Source organism: Streptomyces sp. NPDC059456 (assembly GCF_042750055.1).
Taxonomy (GTDB): Bacteria; Actinomycetota; Actinomycetes; order Streptomycetales; family Streptomycetaceae; genus Streptomyces.
In genome coordinates this window covers 1-16,543 of the sequence record NZ_JBHYVA010000115.1, presented here as the reverse complement: position 1 = coordinate 16,543, position 16,543 = coordinate 1, and the positions used below count along the sequence as shown (strand labels likewise).

16 protein-coding genes and 1 pseudogene are annotated in these 16,543 nt (G+C 73.6%); 11 read left to right on the top strand and 6 right to left on the bottom strand.

The window, feature by feature from the left end:
• Positions 1-152 precede the first annotated feature (152 nt).
• The 5 genes from ACFXA3_RS13330 (at position 153) to ACFXA3_RS13310 (ending at position 3,447) form a co-directional block, all read left to right on the top strand.
• The gene (locus ACFXA3_RS13330; RefSeq protein ID WP_385186121.1) at positions 153-1,013 is read left to right on the top strand and encodes a 3-hydroxybutyryl-CoA dehydrogenase; all 861 of its coding nucleotides are present in this window, start codon (positions 153-155) and stop codon (positions 1,011-1,013) included.
• Between the two features lie 121 nt (positions 1,014-1,134).
• A complete protein-coding gene (locus tag ACFXA3_RS13325; RefSeq protein ID WP_385186118.1) occupies positions 1,135-1,746 on the top strand; it encodes a TetR/AcrR family transcriptional regulator in 612 nt (203 codons plus the stop codon).
• 231 nt (positions 1,747-1,977) lie between these two features.
• On the top strand, positions 1,978-2,451 hold the full coding sequence (locus ACFXA3_RS13320) for a DUF6328 family protein (protein WP_385186115.1): 474 nt from the start codon (positions 1,978-1,980) through the stop codon (positions 2,449-2,451).
• 104 nt (positions 2,452-2,555) lie between these two features.
• Positions 2,556-2,771 (top strand): hypothetical protein, encoded by a 216-nt coding sequence (locus tag ACFXA3_RS13315; RefSeq protein ID WP_385186112.1) that lies wholly within the window; start codon positions 2,556-2,558, stop codon positions 2,769-2,771.
• 31 nt (positions 2,772-2,802) lie between these two features.
• A complete protein-coding gene (locus ACFXA3_RS13310) occupies positions 2,803-3,447 on the top strand; it encodes a hypothetical protein (RefSeq protein ID WP_385186110.1) in 645 nt (214 codons plus the stop codon).
• Here ACFXA3_RS13310 and ACFXA3_RS13305 read toward each other — a convergent pair.
• The gene (locus tag ACFXA3_RS13305) at positions 3,437-3,712 is read right to left on the bottom strand and encodes an isoamylase early set domain-containing protein (protein ID WP_054224298.1); all 276 of its coding nucleotides are present in this window, start codon (positions 3,710-3,712) and stop codon (positions 3,437-3,439) included. The two genes, ACFXA3_RS13310 and ACFXA3_RS13305, sit on opposite strands and share 11 nt — an antisense overlap.
• 407 nt (positions 3,713-4,119) lie before the next feature.
• Between ACFXA3_RS13305 and ACFXA3_RS13300 the strand changes: the two genes are divergently transcribed.
• On the top strand, positions 4,120-4,836 hold the full coding sequence (locus tag ACFXA3_RS13300) for a tRNA-dependent cyclodipeptide synthase (RefSeq protein WP_385186107.1): 717 nt from the start codon (positions 4,120-4,122) through the stop codon (positions 4,834-4,836).
• A complete protein-coding gene (locus tag ACFXA3_RS13295; protein WP_385186104.1) occupies positions 4,833-6,050 on the top strand; it encodes a cytochrome P450 in 1,218 nt (405 codons plus the stop codon). The genes ACFXA3_RS13300 and ACFXA3_RS13295 overlap by 4 nt, the downstream gene beginning before the upstream one ends.
• Before the next feature lie 54 nt (positions 6,051-6,104).
• On the opposite strand, the gene ACFXA3_RS13290 is transcribed toward ACFXA3_RS13295, so the two are convergent.
• The 4 genes from ACFXA3_RS13290 to cseB form a co-directional block, all read right to left on the bottom strand.
• A complete protein-coding gene (locus tag ACFXA3_RS13290; RefSeq protein WP_385186101.1) occupies positions 6,105-8,666 on the bottom strand; it encodes an FtsX-like permease family protein in 2,562 nt (853 codons plus the stop codon).
• A gap of 59 nt (positions 8,667-8,725) precedes the next feature.
• Positions 8,726-9,514 carry an ABC transporter ATP-binding protein gene (locus tag ACFXA3_RS13285; protein ID WP_385186099.1) on the bottom strand — a complete coding sequence of 263 codons (789 nt, stop codon included), beginning with the start codon at positions 9,512-9,514 and terminating at the stop codon, positions 8,726-8,728.
• Between the two features lie 184 nt (positions 9,515-9,698).
• Positions 9,699-11,024, bottom strand: coding sequence for a sensor histidine kinase (locus ACFXA3_RS13280; protein WP_385186096.1), 1,326 nt, complete (start codon positions 11,022-11,024; stop codon positions 9,699-9,701).
• Positions 11,025-11,028: 4 nt separating this feature from the next.
• Positions 11,029-11,769: a two-component system response regulator CseB gene (gene cseB, locus ACFXA3_RS13275; protein WP_385186093.1), complete on the bottom strand. Its 741-nt coding sequence runs from the start codon at positions 11,767-11,769 to the stop codon at positions 11,029-11,031.
• 266 nt (positions 11,770-12,035) lie between these two features.
• Between cseB and ACFXA3_RS13270 the strand changes: the two genes are divergently transcribed.
• On the top strand, positions 12,036-13,499 hold the full coding sequence (locus ACFXA3_RS13270; RefSeq protein ID WP_385186090.1) for a carotenoid oxygenase family protein: 1,464 nt from the start codon (positions 12,036-12,038) through the stop codon (positions 13,497-13,499).
• Between the two features lie 197 nt (positions 13,500-13,696).
• Here ACFXA3_RS13270 and ACFXA3_RS13265 read toward each other — a convergent pair whose 3' ends face one another.
• On the bottom strand, positions 13,697-14,962 hold the full coding sequence (locus ACFXA3_RS13265) for a YhgE/Pip domain-containing protein (RefSeq protein WP_385186087.1): 1,266 nt from the start codon (positions 14,960-14,962) through the stop codon (positions 13,697-13,699).
• Between the two features lie 154 nt (positions 14,963-15,116).
• On the opposite strand from ACFXA3_RS13265, the gene ACFXA3_RS13260 reads away from it, so the two are divergent.
• From ACFXA3_RS13260 to ACFXA3_RS13250, 3 genes and pseudogenes are all read left to right on the top strand, one after another.
• The gene (locus ACFXA3_RS13260; RefSeq protein ID WP_385186085.1) at positions 15,117-15,527 is read left to right on the top strand and encodes a VOC family protein; all 411 of its coding nucleotides are present in this window, start codon (positions 15,117-15,119) and stop codon (positions 15,525-15,527) included.
• 31 nt (positions 15,528-15,558) lie between these two features.
• A pseudogene (locus tag ACFXA3_RS13255) lies at positions 15,559-15,813 on the top strand (AraC family transcriptional regulator); the annotation flags it as partial.
• Between the two features lie 57 nt (positions 15,814-15,870).
• Positions 15,871-16,509, top strand: a complete 639-nt coding sequence (locus ACFXA3_RS13250) for a glyoxalase (protein ID WP_385186124.1) — start codon at positions 15,871-15,873, stop codon at positions 16,507-16,509.
• The last annotated feature ends 34 nt before the right edge of the window (positions 16,510-16,543 follow it).

The following is a 16,543-nucleotide window of genomic DNA, read 5'->3' as shown; positions in this document are numbered from 1 at the left end:
GCGCGCCTCGCGCGCGCGCCCACCCCTGCCGGGGGGGGGCGGGGCGCCCGCCCGCGGCGCCCCCCGGGGGGCCGCGCGGGGCCCCCCCCCGCCCCCCGCCCCCCCCCCCCACCACCGCGTACGACGGCAGTCTGCCTGTGGAGGGAGAACCGATGACCGACGAGGAACGGATCGGGATCGTGGGCTGCGGCCTGATGGGATCCGGAATCGCCGAGGTCTGCGCCCGCGCGGGCCGGGACGTCGTGGTGGTGGAGACGGACGGGACGGCGGCCGGAGCCGGTCTCAAGCGGATCATCCGCTCCCTGGCCCGCGCCGCCGACACCGGGAAACTGACGGAGGCCGAACGGGACGCCACGGCCGCGCGGATCACCGTCACCACCGGCATGGCCGCCCTTGCGGACCGGGACCTCGTGATCGAGGCCGTCGCCGAGGACGAACGGGCGAAGCTGGAGGTCTTCGCCCGGCTCGACGCGGTCGTGGAGCGCCGCGACGCGGTCCTGGCCACCAACACCTCGTCCCTTCCGGTCATCCGGCTCGCGGCCGCCACCTCGCGGCCCCGGCAGGTCGTCGGGCTCCACTTCTTCAACCCGGTCCCGGTGCTCCCGCTGGTCGAGCTCGTACCGTCCCTGCTCACCGGCGAGGAGACCGTCCGGCGCGCCCACGCCTTCGCCTCGCAGGTGCTGGGCAAGCAGGTCGTCCATGCCCGGGACCGGGCGGGGTTCGTCGTCAACGCGCTGCTGGTGCCGTACCTGCTGGCCGCGGTGCGCATGGCCGAGTCGGGGACCGCATCGGCCGAGGACATCGACCGGGGCATGACCCTGGGCTGCGCCCACCCGCTGGGTCCGCTCGCGCTGGCCGACCTCATCGGGCTGGACACCGTCCAGGCCATCGCCCGGTCGATGTACGCGGAGTACCGCGAGCCCTCGTACGCCCCGCCACCGCTGCTGGCCCGCATGGTCGACGCGGGCCTGCTCGGCCGCAAGACGGGCCGGGGCTTCCACGCGTACCCCTGACCGCGGTGCCCCGACGGCCGGAGCCCGGGGGCGCGATGCGCGAGGATGAGGTCCTGGCGGCCCGGCAGCCAGGCCCGACCACCCACCCGCTCCGCGGGCGCCGACACGGGGAGTAGCCAACGTGACCAAGGCCGAGCGTGCACTGGAGACGCGCGAGCGCATCCTGAAGGCCGCGTGCGAAGTCATCGCCGACATCGGGTTCGAGAACGTCAGCATGCGCAAGGTCGCCGAGCACGCCGGGGTCTCCAAGGCCCTGCTGCACTACCACTTCGACACCCGCGAGAAGCTGTTCGCCGAGGCGATGACGCACTCCTTCGCCCAGACCGGCACGGAGGCCGAGGTCGGCGGCGACGGGGCGCCGGCCGCCGTCGTCCTGGCCCGCATCCTGCGCAGCATGCTGCCCAGCGACGCCGAACTGCGCCAGGACTGGAAGCTGTGGCAGGAGCTGTGGGTGCGGGCCCAGCGGGACCGGACGGCCCGTCACCTCGCCGTCGACCTCTACGACCAGCTGCACGCATGGGTGGGCGGAGCCGTCGAACGGGGCATCGGGACGGGCGAGTTCACCGAATGCGACGTCGCCGCCGTCAGCACGCTCGTCCTGGCCCTGTGCGACGGCCTCGGCATCCGCCTGATGCTGGACGACCCCCGGGTCGACCTGGCCACCGCCCGGTCGACGATCTGGCGGGCCATCGCACCCGCCCTGGGCATCGGCCCGGACTTCCCGGAACTCTGACGTCCGGCCCACCGGATGGCCGAACCCCGGTGTCCCCGAACCCCGGCGTCACCGAACCCCGGCGTCCCCGAACCCCGGTGTCCCCGAACCCCGGCCTCACCGGTCGCGGGTCACACGGATGACCGGCCGGCGTGCGGCCATCCGGTGGGCCGGCCGCCGCGGGGAGAATGATCCGCGCCGTTGCGGGTACCGGTGTCCCGGCCGTGTCCCCATGCGCAGGAGGTCCGATCCATGCCGGACGACCGGGACGAAACCCCGGCGGAGCGCGCCGACCGCCGCTGGAACGAGACGCTCCAAGAGGTCCGCGTCGCCCAGACCGGCGCCCAGATCCTCTTCGGCTTCCTGCTGAGCGTCGCCTTCACACCCCGGTTCGTGGAACTGGGCCCCTTCGACCGCGGTCTGTACGTCGTGACGGTGGCCCTGGGCGCCCTGGCCACCGGGACCCTGATCGCCCCGGTCGCCTACCACCAGCTGCTGGCCGGGCACCACCTCAAGCCGCAGCTGGTCCGGGCGGCGGGCCACCTCGTCTCCGTCGGCATCGTGCTGCTCGCCCTGACCGTCACGTTCTCCGTGCTGCTCCTGCTGCGGGTCGCCACCTCGCACTGGATCGCCTGGCCGGTCACGGCCTTCGTCACCGGATGGTTCGCGGTCTGCTGGCTCGTCCTGCCGAGCCTGCTCCTGCACGGCAAGGCCGGGAACCGGTGAGCGGCACCCGCAGGTTTTCCGGCGCGGACTCCGGGCAGGCGCCCGGACGGGGAGGCACCGGGGGACGCACTCGGGGACGCACCACGCACGAGGAGGGACACGTCATGGAAGACCAAGGCGGCGCCGGAGGCGCCCCTCTGCACGGCCACGACGACGAGCGGCGGCGCCGCGCCCCGCACGTCGCACCCCGCACCGGGGCCGAGGGCCGCGAGCGGCGGCCCGTCCGCCGGGAGGACACCGACGAGGCGAGCCGTCTCGACCGGCCGGACGAGACGGCCCACGAGGCGCCGGGACCGGTCCGCAAGCCACCCCGCCGGTGATCGACAGCACGGTATCGCTGCGGGCCCGGGGTTGCGCGAGACGAGCGTGCCGGCGGAGGCGGTCTCCGACCGGGTGGGCCTGACCGTCCCCCGGGAAGCCGCGCGCGAGATCGCCGAGGACTGCGTGGCCATGGTCGACGGCTTCGCCACGCCGGGCCCGCGGCACCGCAGGGCCCGTACGCCAGGGTTCGCGCACGAGGTCCGGCGCTTCTGCCCGTGCGTCCCGTTCGTCGGCGGCCTCGCCGCCCACGACCTCGGACACCGCGGCGAGAAGATCCCGGAGGGCACCCTCGTGCTCCTCGACGTGTACGGGCACCACCACGATCCCGGGCTGTTCGCCGGCCCTACCGGTTCGACCCCACCCGTTTCCTCGGCCGGGAGTTTCCTCGGCCGGGAGCCGGACCCCGGCGAGCTGATCCCGCAGGGCGGGGGAGACGCCCGTACCGGACACCGCTGCCCGGGCGAGGACGTCGTGACCGGCGTGCTCGCCGGGCTCGCGACCGGGCTGGGCCGGCTCGACCACACCGTGCCCGGGCAGGACCCGACGATCCCGCTGCGCCGGGTCCCCACCCGGCCGCGCAGCGGGTCGCCCTCGGACCGGTCTGAGCCCGGCCCGGAGCCTGGCCGGCGGCCGGTCGGCGCCGGGCGGGCGCCGGCGCCGCGGGTCAGGTGCTGAGGCGGCTGTTGTGGCCGTCGTGGCCGTCGGCGCTGTCGTCGTCGAACCAGTAGTCGCCGGCGGCCAGGTACCGGAAGGCGTGCGTGCTCTCCCGCGGGAGCGCGACGGTCACGGCCCGGCTGCCGTCCTTCCGGGCCCGCAGCTCGTGGGCGCCGGGCTGCCAGTCGTTGAAGTCGCCGACGACGCTCACCGGTCCCGGCGGTACGTCCGCCGGCAGTACGAACGTGATCTCGGTACGGTCCTTGCGGCGCTTGCGTTCCAGCACGGGGGAGCCTCCTGTCGATGGGCGGAGCAGGCACATCCTGACGCCGGCGCCGCCCCGGTGCATGTCGGCGCAACGGCGACCACCCGTCCGGTCCCGCGAGCACCCCGGAACGGCGTAGTTCCGGGCCCGGCGCGAGGACCGTGACGTCCGCGGGCGGATTGTTCACCCGTACGCGGATCATGAGGGATTCCGGTGATGAGGGAAGGTTCCGACCGAAGTGTCGCGCGGTATGCGGCATCTGTCGTCAGAGTAACCGGAACCACACCCTCCGTAGGCCTCAGATTCACAGAGTGACCGACCGGTAGCTCTAGATCATCTGACATGTTCTCGGCTAGCGTCGTGCTCGCGCCGCCACACCCAGGGCACACGGCCCTGCCGGGACTTGCGGTGCAGGGGAATTACTCACGTTGACGACTGCCATTCAAGGCATCTTCGCCGTCCGTCCCTACACGCCTCACTGCCAGGTCATCCACGACGAGGGTGACCACGCCGTCATCGGCATCTCCTCCGGGAACTCCTACTTCACGCACGACCGCGTGCTCGAACTCGCCCGCTGGGGACTCGACCACTTCCGGCAGGTCGACCTCATCTGGACGGACATGCACGTGGCCGAGATGTTCGTGGCCCTCGGCTACCCCGAGATCGAAGCGCAGCGCAAGGCGGTGAAGAACCTGCGCGGCGTACGCGCCAAGGTGACCGCCGCCGTTGCCGCCCTGGACCCCGAGGGCGAGCGGCTGCGCGGCCGCCCCATGTCCGCGCTCCTGGAGCTCCCCGCCTACCAGCGCATCCGCTCCCGTCTCGACACCCTCATGACGGACGATCCCGAGTTCCGTGAGGTGTGCGACCAGCTCGCCGCCCGGTTCCTCGCCGACAAGCTGAACGGGCAGCCACCGACCGGGCTGCAGCGCGAGGTGTGCATCAAGTACGTGTGCGCCGAGGTGCCGCTGTTCCTCGACACCCCGGAGATCCTCGGGGTCTCCTCCTCGCTCAACTGCTACCACCAGGCGCTTCCGCTGGCCGAGTTGCTGTACGCACGCGGCTGGGGCCTGCGCGCCTCGCGCAACCAGGGCCACGCCGTCATCACGCCCGCCGAAGAAGCCGAAGAACAGGACCGCTCCGCATGACCACCACCATCGACCCCACCACGCCGGCCGCGGCCGACGAGCTCACCCGGTTCCCGTTCGACGCCAACGGCACGCGGCTGCCCGACGAGATCGCCCACCTGCTCACCCGTGAGCCGGTCAAGAAGGTCCGCACCATAGCGGGGGCGGAGGCCTGGCTGGTCTCCTCCTATCCGCTGTGCAGGCAGGTGCTCGACGACGCCAGGTTCTCCCTCAAGGACACCTCCGCCGAGGGCGCGCCCCGCCAGTACGCGCTGACCATCCCCCCGGAGGTGGTCAACAACATGGGGAACATCACGGGCGCCGGACTGCGCAAGGCCGTGATGAAGGCCCTCAACCCGAAGGCCCCCGGACTGGAGGCGTGGCTGACCGGCCACGCGAACGCACTCGTCGACGCCATGCTCACCAAGGGCGTTCCGGCCGACCTGCGCCGCGACTTCACCGTCCCCTACTCCACCGGGCTCCACTGCCACATCCTCGGCATCCCCCAGAGCGACGGACCCGACCTGTACCGCTCGCTGCACGTCGCGTTCATGAACAGCCCCCGCACCATCCCCGCGGCGGGCATCAACTGGGACCGCGACATGGCGCACATGGTCGCCCGCCTCGACGACCCGCGGACGACCGGCCTCATGGCCGAACTCGCCGCCCTGCGCGAAGACCCCGACTACGCGCACCTGACCGACGAGATGCTCGCCACCGTCGGCGTCACCATGTTCGGCGCCGGAGTCATCAGCGTCATGGGCTTCCTCACCATGGCCCTCGTCTCCCTCATCCAGCACCCGGACCTGAAGGCCCGGCTGATCGCCGAACCGGCGCTCATCCCCGCCGCCGTGGACGAACTGCTGCGCATCAACCTGTCCATCGCCGACGGCCTGCCCCGGATCGCCACCGAGACCATGCAGCTCGGCGACGTCACCGTGCAGAAGGGGGAACTGGTCCTCGTCCTCGTCGAGGCCGCCAACCACGACCCCGCCGAATTCGAGGACCCGCACACCGTGCGCCTCGACCGGCCCAACCCGAACGCGCACCTGTCGTTCGGCGGCGGCGGCCACTACTGCCCCGCCACCGCCCTCGGCAAGCGCCACGCCCAGATCGCCATCGAGGTGCTCCTGGACCGGCTGCCCGGTCTCGACCTCGCCGTGCCGATCGAGCAACTCGTGTGGCGCACCGGGTTCATGAAGCGCATACCGGAGCGGATGCCCGTGCTCTGGTGACACGGCGCCGGGGGCCGGCCCCGGTCGGACCCTGCCCCCGGCGGGGCCGGCGCGTCACGCCTGCGCGACGGCCTCCAGCGGGCTCAGCGCGGCCGCCCGGCGGGCCGGGAGGGCCGCCGCGAGCGCGCCGACCGTGAGGGACACCAGGCACACGAGGAGCAGCGTCCCCCAGGGCAGTGCCAGGGAGTAATGCTTCATGGCCCCGTTGGTCAGCGAGCCGACGCCCCAGGCCCCGAACAGCCCGCCCGCCAGCCCCAGGAGCGTGCCGAAGGCGGCGACGGTCACCGATTCCAGGCGGATCATCCGCCGGATGCCGGCCCGGTCCATGCCGACGGCGCGCAGGACGCCGATCTCGCGGGTGCGGTCCGAGACCGACATGGCCAGGGTGTTGACGATGCCGAGCAGCGAGATCACCGTGCCGATGGCGAGCAGTCCGTACATCAGCGTCAGCAGGCCGGCCAGGGAGCCGGCGGCCTCGTCGACCAGTTCCTGCCGGTCCTTGACCCGCACCAGCGGGCTGTTGCCGGTGGCGGTGCGCAGCCGGTCCGCGGTCGCCCGGGAGGCGGCGCCCGCTTCGGTGCGGACGAGGATCCGCTGCACGGAGCCCGGCAGGTGGCTGTCCCGCTGTACCTCGGCACGGGCGCCCAGCACGTCTCCTGCCGTCGGGTTGTCCTCGTAGACGCCGACGACGGTGTACGTCCGGAACTCCTGGTTGCGGCCGATGCGCGCCTTGACCTCGCTGCCCGTGCGCAGGCCCTGTTCCCGGGCGACGCCTGCGGAGACGGCGATCCGGCCCGGCCCGAGGTCCTTCAGGGAGCCGCCGGTGAAGTCGAGCTTCATGACCTCGCCGGCGACGGCCGGGTCGACGCCGGCGATCGCACGGACACCGCCGCCCGTGAACACCGTGGAGTCCGCGACCGCGGCCGCCGTCCGCACCCCGGGGGTGTCCGCCACCCGCTTCTCGGCGGCCGGGTCGACGGCGGTCATGGTGGTGCGGCTGCTGATCACGTAGTCCGCGCCGAGGCCTGCCGCGGCCTGCCGGTCGAGGGCCTGACCCGTGGAGTTCCCGATGACGGCGAGCCCGGCGACCAGGGCCGTACTGACCATCAGCGCGGCGGCGGTGGCCGCGGTGCGCCGCGGGTCGCGCAGGGCGTTCTCCGTCGCGAGGTGGCCGGTGATCCCGAACCGGCCGGTCAGCCGCCCACACAGCCGGATCACGGGGACGGCGAGCAGCGGAGCCAGCACGATCATGGCGACGACGAGCAGGGCGCACCCGGACATCGCGTTCCGCAGGTTGCCCTCCGAGGCGTCCTTCGCCCCGGCCAGCGACACCAGCAGCCCGCCGCCGAGCAGCAGCAGGACCAGACCCGCCACGCCCCGGACCCGGGAAGCGGTCGCGGTCGGCGGCTGGTCGGCGGCGCGCAGCGCCTCGATGGGCGCGACCCCGGCCGCCTTGCGGGAAGGCAGCCACGCGGCGAGCACCGTGACGCCCACGCCGACGCCGAGCGCCGCCACCACGGGCAGCGGGCCGATCACCAGGGGCCCGTGGGGCAGCGTGTCCTGCGGGGTGCTCAGCAGACCGGGCAGCGCGGAGGCGATGCCGAGGCCGAGCAGGAAACCGGCCGCCGAGGCGACGAGGCCGATCAGCACGGCCTCCCACAGGAGGGAGCGCACGACCTGGCGTCGCGTGGAGCCGATCGCCCGCAGCAGTGCGATCTCCCGGGTCCGCCGGGCGACGAGCATGGTGAAGGTGTTGACGATGAGGAACGAGCCGATGAAGAGCGAGACCCCGGCGAACACCATCGGCATCTTCTGGTAGCCGCGGGTCAGCGTGTCGGTGAGGACGGCCTGCCGCGTGGCCTGGGCGCGGCCCGTGACGGCCTCGGCCCGGTCGGCGGGGAGCACGGCCGTGACCCGCTCGGCGAGCACGGACGGGTCGGTTCCGGCGGTGGCGGACACGTCGACGGAGGTGTACTGGCCGGGGGACGCGAACAGTTGCTGGGCCGTGGCCTTGTCGAACAGGGCGAGGGTGCCGCCGGCGGTCACCCGGGTGTCCCCGGTGGTGACGATGCCCACGAGCCGCATCTTCATGACCGGGCCGTCGGTGGCCAGCGTGACCGTGTCACCGAGGGCGAACCCGCCGGCGGCGGCGGTGCCCCCGTCCACCGCGAGCTCACCGCCGTTCTGCGGGGCCCGGCCCTTGACCAGCGGGTGGCGGCCGTCCTTGCCGTCCTTGCCCGGGACGTAGGCGCCGGCCAGGTTCGCCCACGTCTTTCCGTCGCGCAGCGGCCGGCCGTCGGCGCCGTTCAGGACGGCCGAACCGTCGGCCGCGGGCCGCGCGGAGGCGACACCGGGCAGTTCGGCCAGCTTCCGTACGAGTGCGTCGTCGAGGGCTCCGGTCCGCTCGTCCGGGGTGCCGGGCGGGGAGGCCTTGGGGGTCACGGTGACGGCGATGTCCGCGAAGTCCTTCGACGCGGCGGCGCGATGGGCGGCTGCGGAGGACTCCGCGAAGACGAGGGTGCCGCAGACGAACGCGACGCCCAGGCAGACCGCGAGGGCGGTCATGGCCAGACGGGCCTTGTGCGCAAGGACGTTGCGCAGGGCTGTTTTCAGCATGGTGGCTTCCGGGGACGTGGGATGCGCGGACGGGGGGCGGGTGCCGGGGTGGGAACGGGTCAACTGGTGCGCGAGCGGGCGTCGAACGCCTTCATCCGGTCCAGCACCCGCTCCGGGGTGGGCCGGGCCATCTCGTCGACCAGGCGGCCGTCGGAGAGGAAGACCACGCGGTCGGCGTAGCCCGCGGCGACCGGGTCGTGGGTGACCATGACGACGGTCTGGCCGAGCTCGCGCACCGAGTCGCGAAGGAAGCCGAGGACCTCCGCCCCGGCCCGGGAATCGAGGTTGCCGGTGGGCTCGTCCCCGAACACGATCGCCGGGCGGGACACCAGGGCCCGGGCCACCGCCACGCGCTGCTGCTGCCCGCCGGACAGCTGACCGGGCCGGTGGCCGAGCCGTTCGGAGAGACCGACCATGGCGACGACCCGGTCCAGCCACGCGCGGTCGGGGCGGCGGCCGGCGATGGACAGCGGCAGCGTGATGTTCTCCAGCGCGGTCAGCGTCGGCAGCAGGTTGAACGCCTGGAAGATGAACCCGACCCGGTCGCGGCGCAGTTCGGTCAGCTGCCGGTCGCCCAGGGTGCTCAGCTCCGTGGTGCCGATGCGGACGGAGCCGGAGCTGACCGAGTCGAGACCGGCGGCGCAGTGCATCAGGGTGGACTTGCCGCAGCCCGAAGGACCCATGATCGCGGTGAACTCGCCCTCCCGGAAGGCGATGCTGACCCGGTCCAGGGCGACGACGCGGGTGTCGCCGCTGCCGTAGGCCTTCGACAGGTCGGTGGCCGCCGCGGCGAACCCGGTCGGCGGGTGCGGAGCGAGGGCGTCAAAGGGGGCGGGGGCTGCGGTCACGGGGGACTCCTCTTCGAGTGCCTGGGATGTTCGGTGGAGGCACTGCGAAGGGTGTCGTGGATGTGTATCGGGACCGGGGCCGGCGTGTATCGGCGTCCGCGTCGTTTCGTATCGGTTGGGGGGGGGGCGCGCCCCGGAGCGGCCGGGCGCGGGGCCGCGCGGTCAGAGGGGCAGGGCCGCGCGGTCAGAGGGGCAGGCGCAAGGTGGCGACGGCGCCGCCGTCCGGGGCGTTGTCCAGGTGTAGCTCGGCGCCCAGGACCCGGGCCTGGCCCAGGGCGATGGTCAGGCCCAGCCCGTGGCCCGCACCGCGCTCCGCCGCGCCCGTGTGGAAGCGGCGCGGTCCGTCGCGCAGCAGGTCCGGCGGGAAGCCGGGCCCGTGGTCGCGCACGACGACGGTACGGCCCGCCACGGCGACCTCGACCGGGGCGGCCCCGTGCCGGTGGGCGTTGACGACGAGGTTGGCGACGACCCGCTCGAGGCGGCGGGGGTCGGTCTCGACGGTCGCGCAGCCCTCCGCGCCCTCAGGAACCGCAGCGACCGCAGCGGCCTCGGCGGCCGCGGCGGGCTCCGCGTCGCCCGCCGGGCCGGCGACGGTGACCCGCGCGTCGTATCCCGTCCGGGCCACGGCCTCGCGGACGACGGCCCCCAGCGGCACGTGGGCGCGGACCGCGTGCTCGGCGCCCGCGTCCAGCCGGGAGATCTCCAGCAGGTCCTCGACCAGGCCGCGCAGATCGCGCACGCGGGCCCGGACCAGGTCCTCCGTCCCGCCCGGCGGCAGCAGGTCGACGGCGGCCAGCAGCCCGCCGACCGGGGTGCGCAGCTCGTGGGCCACGTCCGCGGTGAACCGCCGCTCGCTGCGCAGCCGCCGGCCGAGGCTGTCGGCCATGAGGTCGACCGTGGCGGCGATGTCGGAGACCTCGTCGCGGCCCTGGACGGGACCGGTCCGGGCGTCGAGGTCCCCGGCGGAGATCCGGCCCGCGGTCTCGGAGACCCGGCGCAGCCGGCGGCCGAGCAGCCCGGCCCCGTAGGCCGCCAGGGGCACGGCCGCCGCGAGCGCGACGAGCGAGGCCACCGTCATGCTCATGTCCAGGCGGCGCAGTTCGTAGAGCTCCGGACTCATGTTGACGCGGACGGCCAGCACCGGACTGCCCGGCCCGCCGACCCGCTGGGCGGCCCATACGCTCGGCCCCACGTTGTTGTCGACGCGCCCGTCGTAGGCCGTGTGCCGGTCGCCGTCGGCCGGGTGGCGCAGTACGCCGGGCAGCTCCTCGGGATCGAGCTCGGCGCCGTCCGGCAGCGTTCCGGTGCGCCGGTGGGTGTCCATCGCCGAGTACACCGCGTTGAACGCCCGCATCTGCGCCCGGTCGCGGACGTCGTGCGCGGTCCACACGTGGACCAGTACGCCGACGGCCGCCGCGACCAGGCACGCGGTGGCCGCGGCCAGGGCGGCGATCTTCCGGCGCAGCGGGACGCGGGCCGCCCGCGCGGGGCGGAAGGGGAACGGGCGCACCGGTTCAGCGCCTGAGCTTGTAGCCGAAGCCGCGGACCGTCTCGATCCGGTCCCGGCCCAGTTTCCGGCGCAGCCGCTGGACGCACAGGTCGACGACCCGGCTGTCGCCGTCCCAGCCGTACTCCCAGACGTTGCGCAGCAGGGTGTGGCGCTCCAGCACGACGCCCGGGTGGGCGGCGAACTCCAGCAGCAGCTTCAGCTCGGTCGGCGTCAGCGCCACCGGGCGGCCGGAGACGGACACCTCCAGCCCGCCGGTGTCGAGGGTCAGATCGCCGAAGACCAGCAGGTCCGCCCCGGGCGGCGACGGCTCCTCGCCCGCCGCGCGCCCGGCCGCCGGGGCGGGAGCGTACGTCGCGCGCCGCAGCAGTGAGCGGATGCGTGCCACGAGGACGTAGGTGTCCACGGGCTTGACCACGTAGTCGTCGGCCCCGGCCTCCAGACCGGCGACGACGTCGAGCCCGTCGCCGCGGGCGGACATCATCAGGACCGGCACCAGGCTGGTCTCCCGCACCCTGCGGCACAGGCCGATCCCGTCCAGACCCGGCAGCATGACGTCCAGGATCAGCAGGTCGAAGCCCTCGTCGCGGAAGAGTTCCAGCCCCGTGAGGCCGTCGGCGGCGGCCGCCACCCGGTAGCCGTAGCGTTCGAGGGCGACGGCGAAGGACCGGCGCATCAGCTCGTCGTCCTCCACCAGCAGCACGCGCACGGGGGGCGGGGAGGCCGGGGCGGGGACGGACGGGGGCACGGGGGACGACTCCTGTCGGACGGGCGGGGATGCGGTCCCGGGTGCGCCCACGCGCGGCCGGCGACCCGAAAAGGAACGATACGGCAGGCATCCGGGGCGATGACCGTGCCGCTGACCTGCCCTCCGGCTTCGATGGACAACCAAGCGCTCCCCGATACGCAGCCGATACAAAACCCGCCCTGGTTGCCGCGCCGACGCCGGCGGGCTTCACTGAAACGTGGCGCACGGGAGCCGCTCGTCGTCCCCGGGGCGCCCGGGAGGCCGGCATGAGCACGCACACGACCCGGACCTTCGACCCCACCCGCGTCGCCCACCTCAGCGGACCGTTCGCGCCGGTGACGCAGGAGGTCGACGAGGTCGGGCTGCAGGTGGAGGGCCGGCTGCCCGACGGCCTGGACGGCACGTACCTGCGCAACGGCCCGAACCCCCGCTTCAGCCCGATCGGCTCCTACCTGTACCCCCTGGACGGCGACGGCATGGTGCACCGCGTCCGGATCTCCGGCGGCACGGCCGGCTACCGCAACCGGTTCGTGCGCACGCCCGGCGTTCTGGCCGAGGAGCGGGCCGGCCGGGCCCTGTGGGGCGGCCTGGAGTCCATGATCGTGCCGCGGGAGCCGGACGTGCCCGCGGACCTGGCCGGCACCTTCAAGGACCTGCCCGACATCAACGTGGTGCGGCACGCGGGCCGGCTGCTGGCGCTGGCCGAGTCGGGCTGCCCGTTCCGGATGTCCCCGGAGCTGGACACCCTGGGCCGGGAGACGTTCGGCGGTGCCCTTCCCGCCGGGATCACCGCGCACCCGAAGATCGACCCGCGCACCGGGGAGATGGTGGTCTTCTGCTACGGGATCGAACCGCCGTTCCTGACCTGGTCGGTGATCGGGCCGGCCGGTGAGGTGCGGCGCGGGCCGACACCGCTCGACGCCGTCGACGAGCCGATGATGATCCACGACATGGCGCTGACGGCCCGGTTCGTCGTCCTGGTCCTGGCACCCGCGTTCTTCGACATCGAGGCCGCGATGGCCGGCACCGGCTCGTTCGTGACGTGGCGGCCCGAGCGCGGCACCCGGATCCTGCTGGTCCCGCGCGACGGCGGCCCCGTACGGCAGGCCGCCGACGACGCGTACTGGATGTGGCACACGGTCAACGCGTACGACATGGGCGAGGACGCCGGGCAGCCGGGCGGCAACGTCGTCCTCGACTACGTCCAGTGGGACCACCTCGGCCTGGGCCCGGCATCCGGCGGACCCAACCCGGGCGGACTGGTGCGCGCCGTGATCGACCCCGAGGCGGGCAGCATGCGGCGCGCCCCGCTCGACGACGCCGCCATCGAGCTGCCGCGGATCGACGACCGCCTGATCGGGCGCCGCCACCGGTGGCTGGCCGCGGCCGCGGGCTCGGGCGCGCGCGACCTGCTGCCCGGCGAACACGACGCCCTGCGCTGGTACGACGTCCAGGGCGGCGGCAGCCTGCTGTGGACCGCCGGGGACCTGGCCGTCGGGGAGCCGGTGTTCGCCCCGACACCGGGCGGCGCCGACGGCGAGGGCCACTGGCTCACGCTCGCCACCGACCGCACGGACGGCACCAGCTGGTTCCTCGTGCTCCCGGCGGACGATCCGGCGTCGGGCCCGGTGGCCCGGGTCTGCATCCCGGTACGGGTCCCGCTGGGCCTGCACGGGACCTGGCTGCCCACCGAGGAACCGCACGCGCCGCACGTGACGACCGGAAGGTGATCCCATGCGCTGGACGGACTTGGACGAATCGGGCCGGGCCTGGGCGATGATCTTCGGCATCCTCTTCGTGATCTTCGCCGACCTGGCGGCGATCATCCTGATGAACACCGTCGGGAAATGACCCCGCCGCACCACCCGTCCGCCGCACTGCCCGTCCGCCGCGGCCCGTCCGCCCGTGTCGCCATCCGGCCGTCCGGTCAGGCGGGCTGCGGCGTGAGCCTCTTGTGCCCCGTCCGGTCGTAGTACGTGGTCATGGCGAAGCCGAAGACCAGGGCGAGGACGGCGCCGATCGCGATCATGATCCAGGAGCGGGTGAGACCCGCGTCGCCGCGGGCGTCGAAGTAGAGGATCGCGCGCACCCCGTCGCTCAGCTGCCGCATGGGCTCGAACAGCGACAGGAACCGGTAGAACCCGGGGACCGCCTGGAGCGGGACGGTGGCGCCCGAGGAAGGCAGGCCCAGGACGATGAAGACGAACATCGACACCAGCTGGCCGATCCCGCCGAACGCGGCGTTGATGGCCTGGACCCCCAGGCCGACGGCGAGGGCCGCACAGTACGAGTAGACCCACAGCAGCGGCAGGTGGGAGGCGTCCATGCCGAGGACGCCCACGCAGGCGAGGAGCACCAGGGAGACGCTGACCAGCGTGATGCCCGCGGTCATCACCATCTTCAGCAGCAGCGTCTGCGTCCGGCTGATCGGCACCGTCGGCCGGCGGGTGTGCCACGGGCCGATCTCGTTGTCCGCGTAACCGAGGGCGGTGTCGACGCCGTTGCTGATCACGTTGCCGCCCATGAACCCCGCCAGCACCAGCAGGAGCGTGTAGTAGAAGGCGGTCAGGCCGAGGCCGCTGGCGGCGCCGATCGGGCGTCCGACCCGGGTGACGACGTCCACCGGGTCGGCGAGCAGCAGTTTCACGGTGGGACTGGCCTGCGCACCCGCCGCCGTGAGCTGCTTGCCGATGCTCCGGGACGCCTGGTGGGCGGCCTTCGTGGTGATCTGGCCGGCGAGGGAGGAACCGAGACTGCCCTTGCCCGGGTTGGTCAGCACGGTGAGCGTCGGCCGGCGGGTGGCACCCGGCGTGGTGAGGGCGAGGACGGTGTCCGTGAAATCGGCCGGGACGACCAGTGCGCCGTAGACCTTGCCGGATTCGAGCTGGTCGCGGGCCTCGGCGTGGGTGAGCGTGCGCCACTCGGCCTTGCCGCCGCCGGTGTCGGCGGCGATGGCGGCCGTGATCTGTGCGCCCAGGTTCTCCTTCTGCCCGGGCGGGGGTTTGCCCGCGTCGTCGTTGACGAGCGCGATCGGCAGGTCCTTCAGCTCCCGGTTGGGGTTGACGATGCCGCCCATGTAGAGGAGCGACAGCAGCAGCGCGAGCAGCGCCGTGAGGATCGTGGGTACGAGCCACAGCTGGGGGCGGCGCAGCAGCGCCGCGGCGGTGGCCTGCGGGGTGGCGGGCTCGGCCATGGTTCCTCCGTGGGTACGCCGACCGTACGAGAGGTCAGGATGCGGCCCGCACCGGCGCGGCCGGACGCACGCCTCGCGTTCCTCCCCCCGTTGCAGTACGGGGCGTCAGGAATGGAGAAGCGCACTCCGCCCGACGGCCACTAGCGTGATGGTCATGGACATCACCATTCACACGGTCTTCCTCCCGCACGACGATCCGGAGGCCGCCCTCGGGTTCTACCGCGACGCACTCGGGTTCGAGGTCCGCAGCGACGTCGGACAGGGCGCGATGCGCTGGATCACGGTCGGCCCCGTCGGCCGGCCGGACACGTCCGTCCTCCTGGCGCCGCCGGCCGCCGACCCCGGCATCACCGAAGCCGAGCGCCGCACCATCGTCGAGATGATGGCCAAGGGCACCTACGGCTGGATCCTGCTGGCCACCCCGGACCTCGACGCCACCTTCGACAAGCTCGTGGCCGCCGACGCCGAGGTCGTACAGGAGCCGACCGAGCAGCCGTACGGCGTCCGCGACTGTGCCTTCCGCGATCCCGCGGGCAACCTGGTCCGCTTCCAGGAACTGCGCTGAGACCGTCCGGCCGACGGGAAGGAGTTCTCGCATGTGCCATCCGGGATGGGCGCGCGCACGCGCCGAGGCGCAGCACCTCGAGGACCTCGCGCGCCTGCGCGCCGTCCGCGACCGGCTCGACCGGGAGTACGCGCGACCGCTGGACGTCGCGGCGCTCGCGCGCGACGCGGACATGCCGGCCGGGCAGCTCGGCCGGCGGTTCCGGCTCGCGTACGGGCGGTCGCCGTACGCCTATGTGACGGCGCGCCGCGTCGAGCGCGCGACGGCGCTGCTGTGCCGGGGCGAGCGGACCGGTCAGGAATCGAGAAGCACCGGCCACGGTGGCGCACCTAGCGTGGAGGACATGAACTCCCTCGCATCCCTCACCCTGGAAGTGGCCGACCCCACGGCCGCCGACCGCTTCTACACCGTCTTCGGCCTGGGCGCCCACGTGCGCCTGCGCGCCTGCGACACGCCGACGACCGGCTTCCGCGGGTTCGCGCTCTCGCTCACGGTGTCCCAGCCGTCCGTCGTGGACGGGTACGTCGAAGCCGCCGTCGGCGCCGGCGCCACCGTGCTGAAGCCCGCCGCGAAGTCGTTCTGGGGTTACGGCGGCGTCGTACGGGCACCGGACGGGACGATCTGGAAGATCGCCACGTCGCAGAAGAAGGACAAGGGCCCGGCCGCCCTGACGTTCGACTCGATGGTGCTGCTGCTCGGAGCCGACGACGTGAGCGAGAGCAAGCGGTTCTACGTCGGGCGGGGGCTCGCCGTGGCGAAGAGCTTCGGCAGCAAGTACGTCCAGTTCGAAGCCCCTTCGGACGGGGTCACGCTGGCGCTGTACGGGCGCCGCACCCTCGCCAAGGAGGTCGGCGTCCCCGTGGACGGCACCGGATCGCACCGCCTGGTGCTCGGCGGTGGCGAAGAGGCCTTCACCGACCCGGACGGGTTCGCCTGGGAAGCCGGCGACCGGTCTGCCGACCGGGGCGGGGGTGGGGGGTAGCCCCCCCGGGGGTGCGGTACTGGAAAAGCGGGGC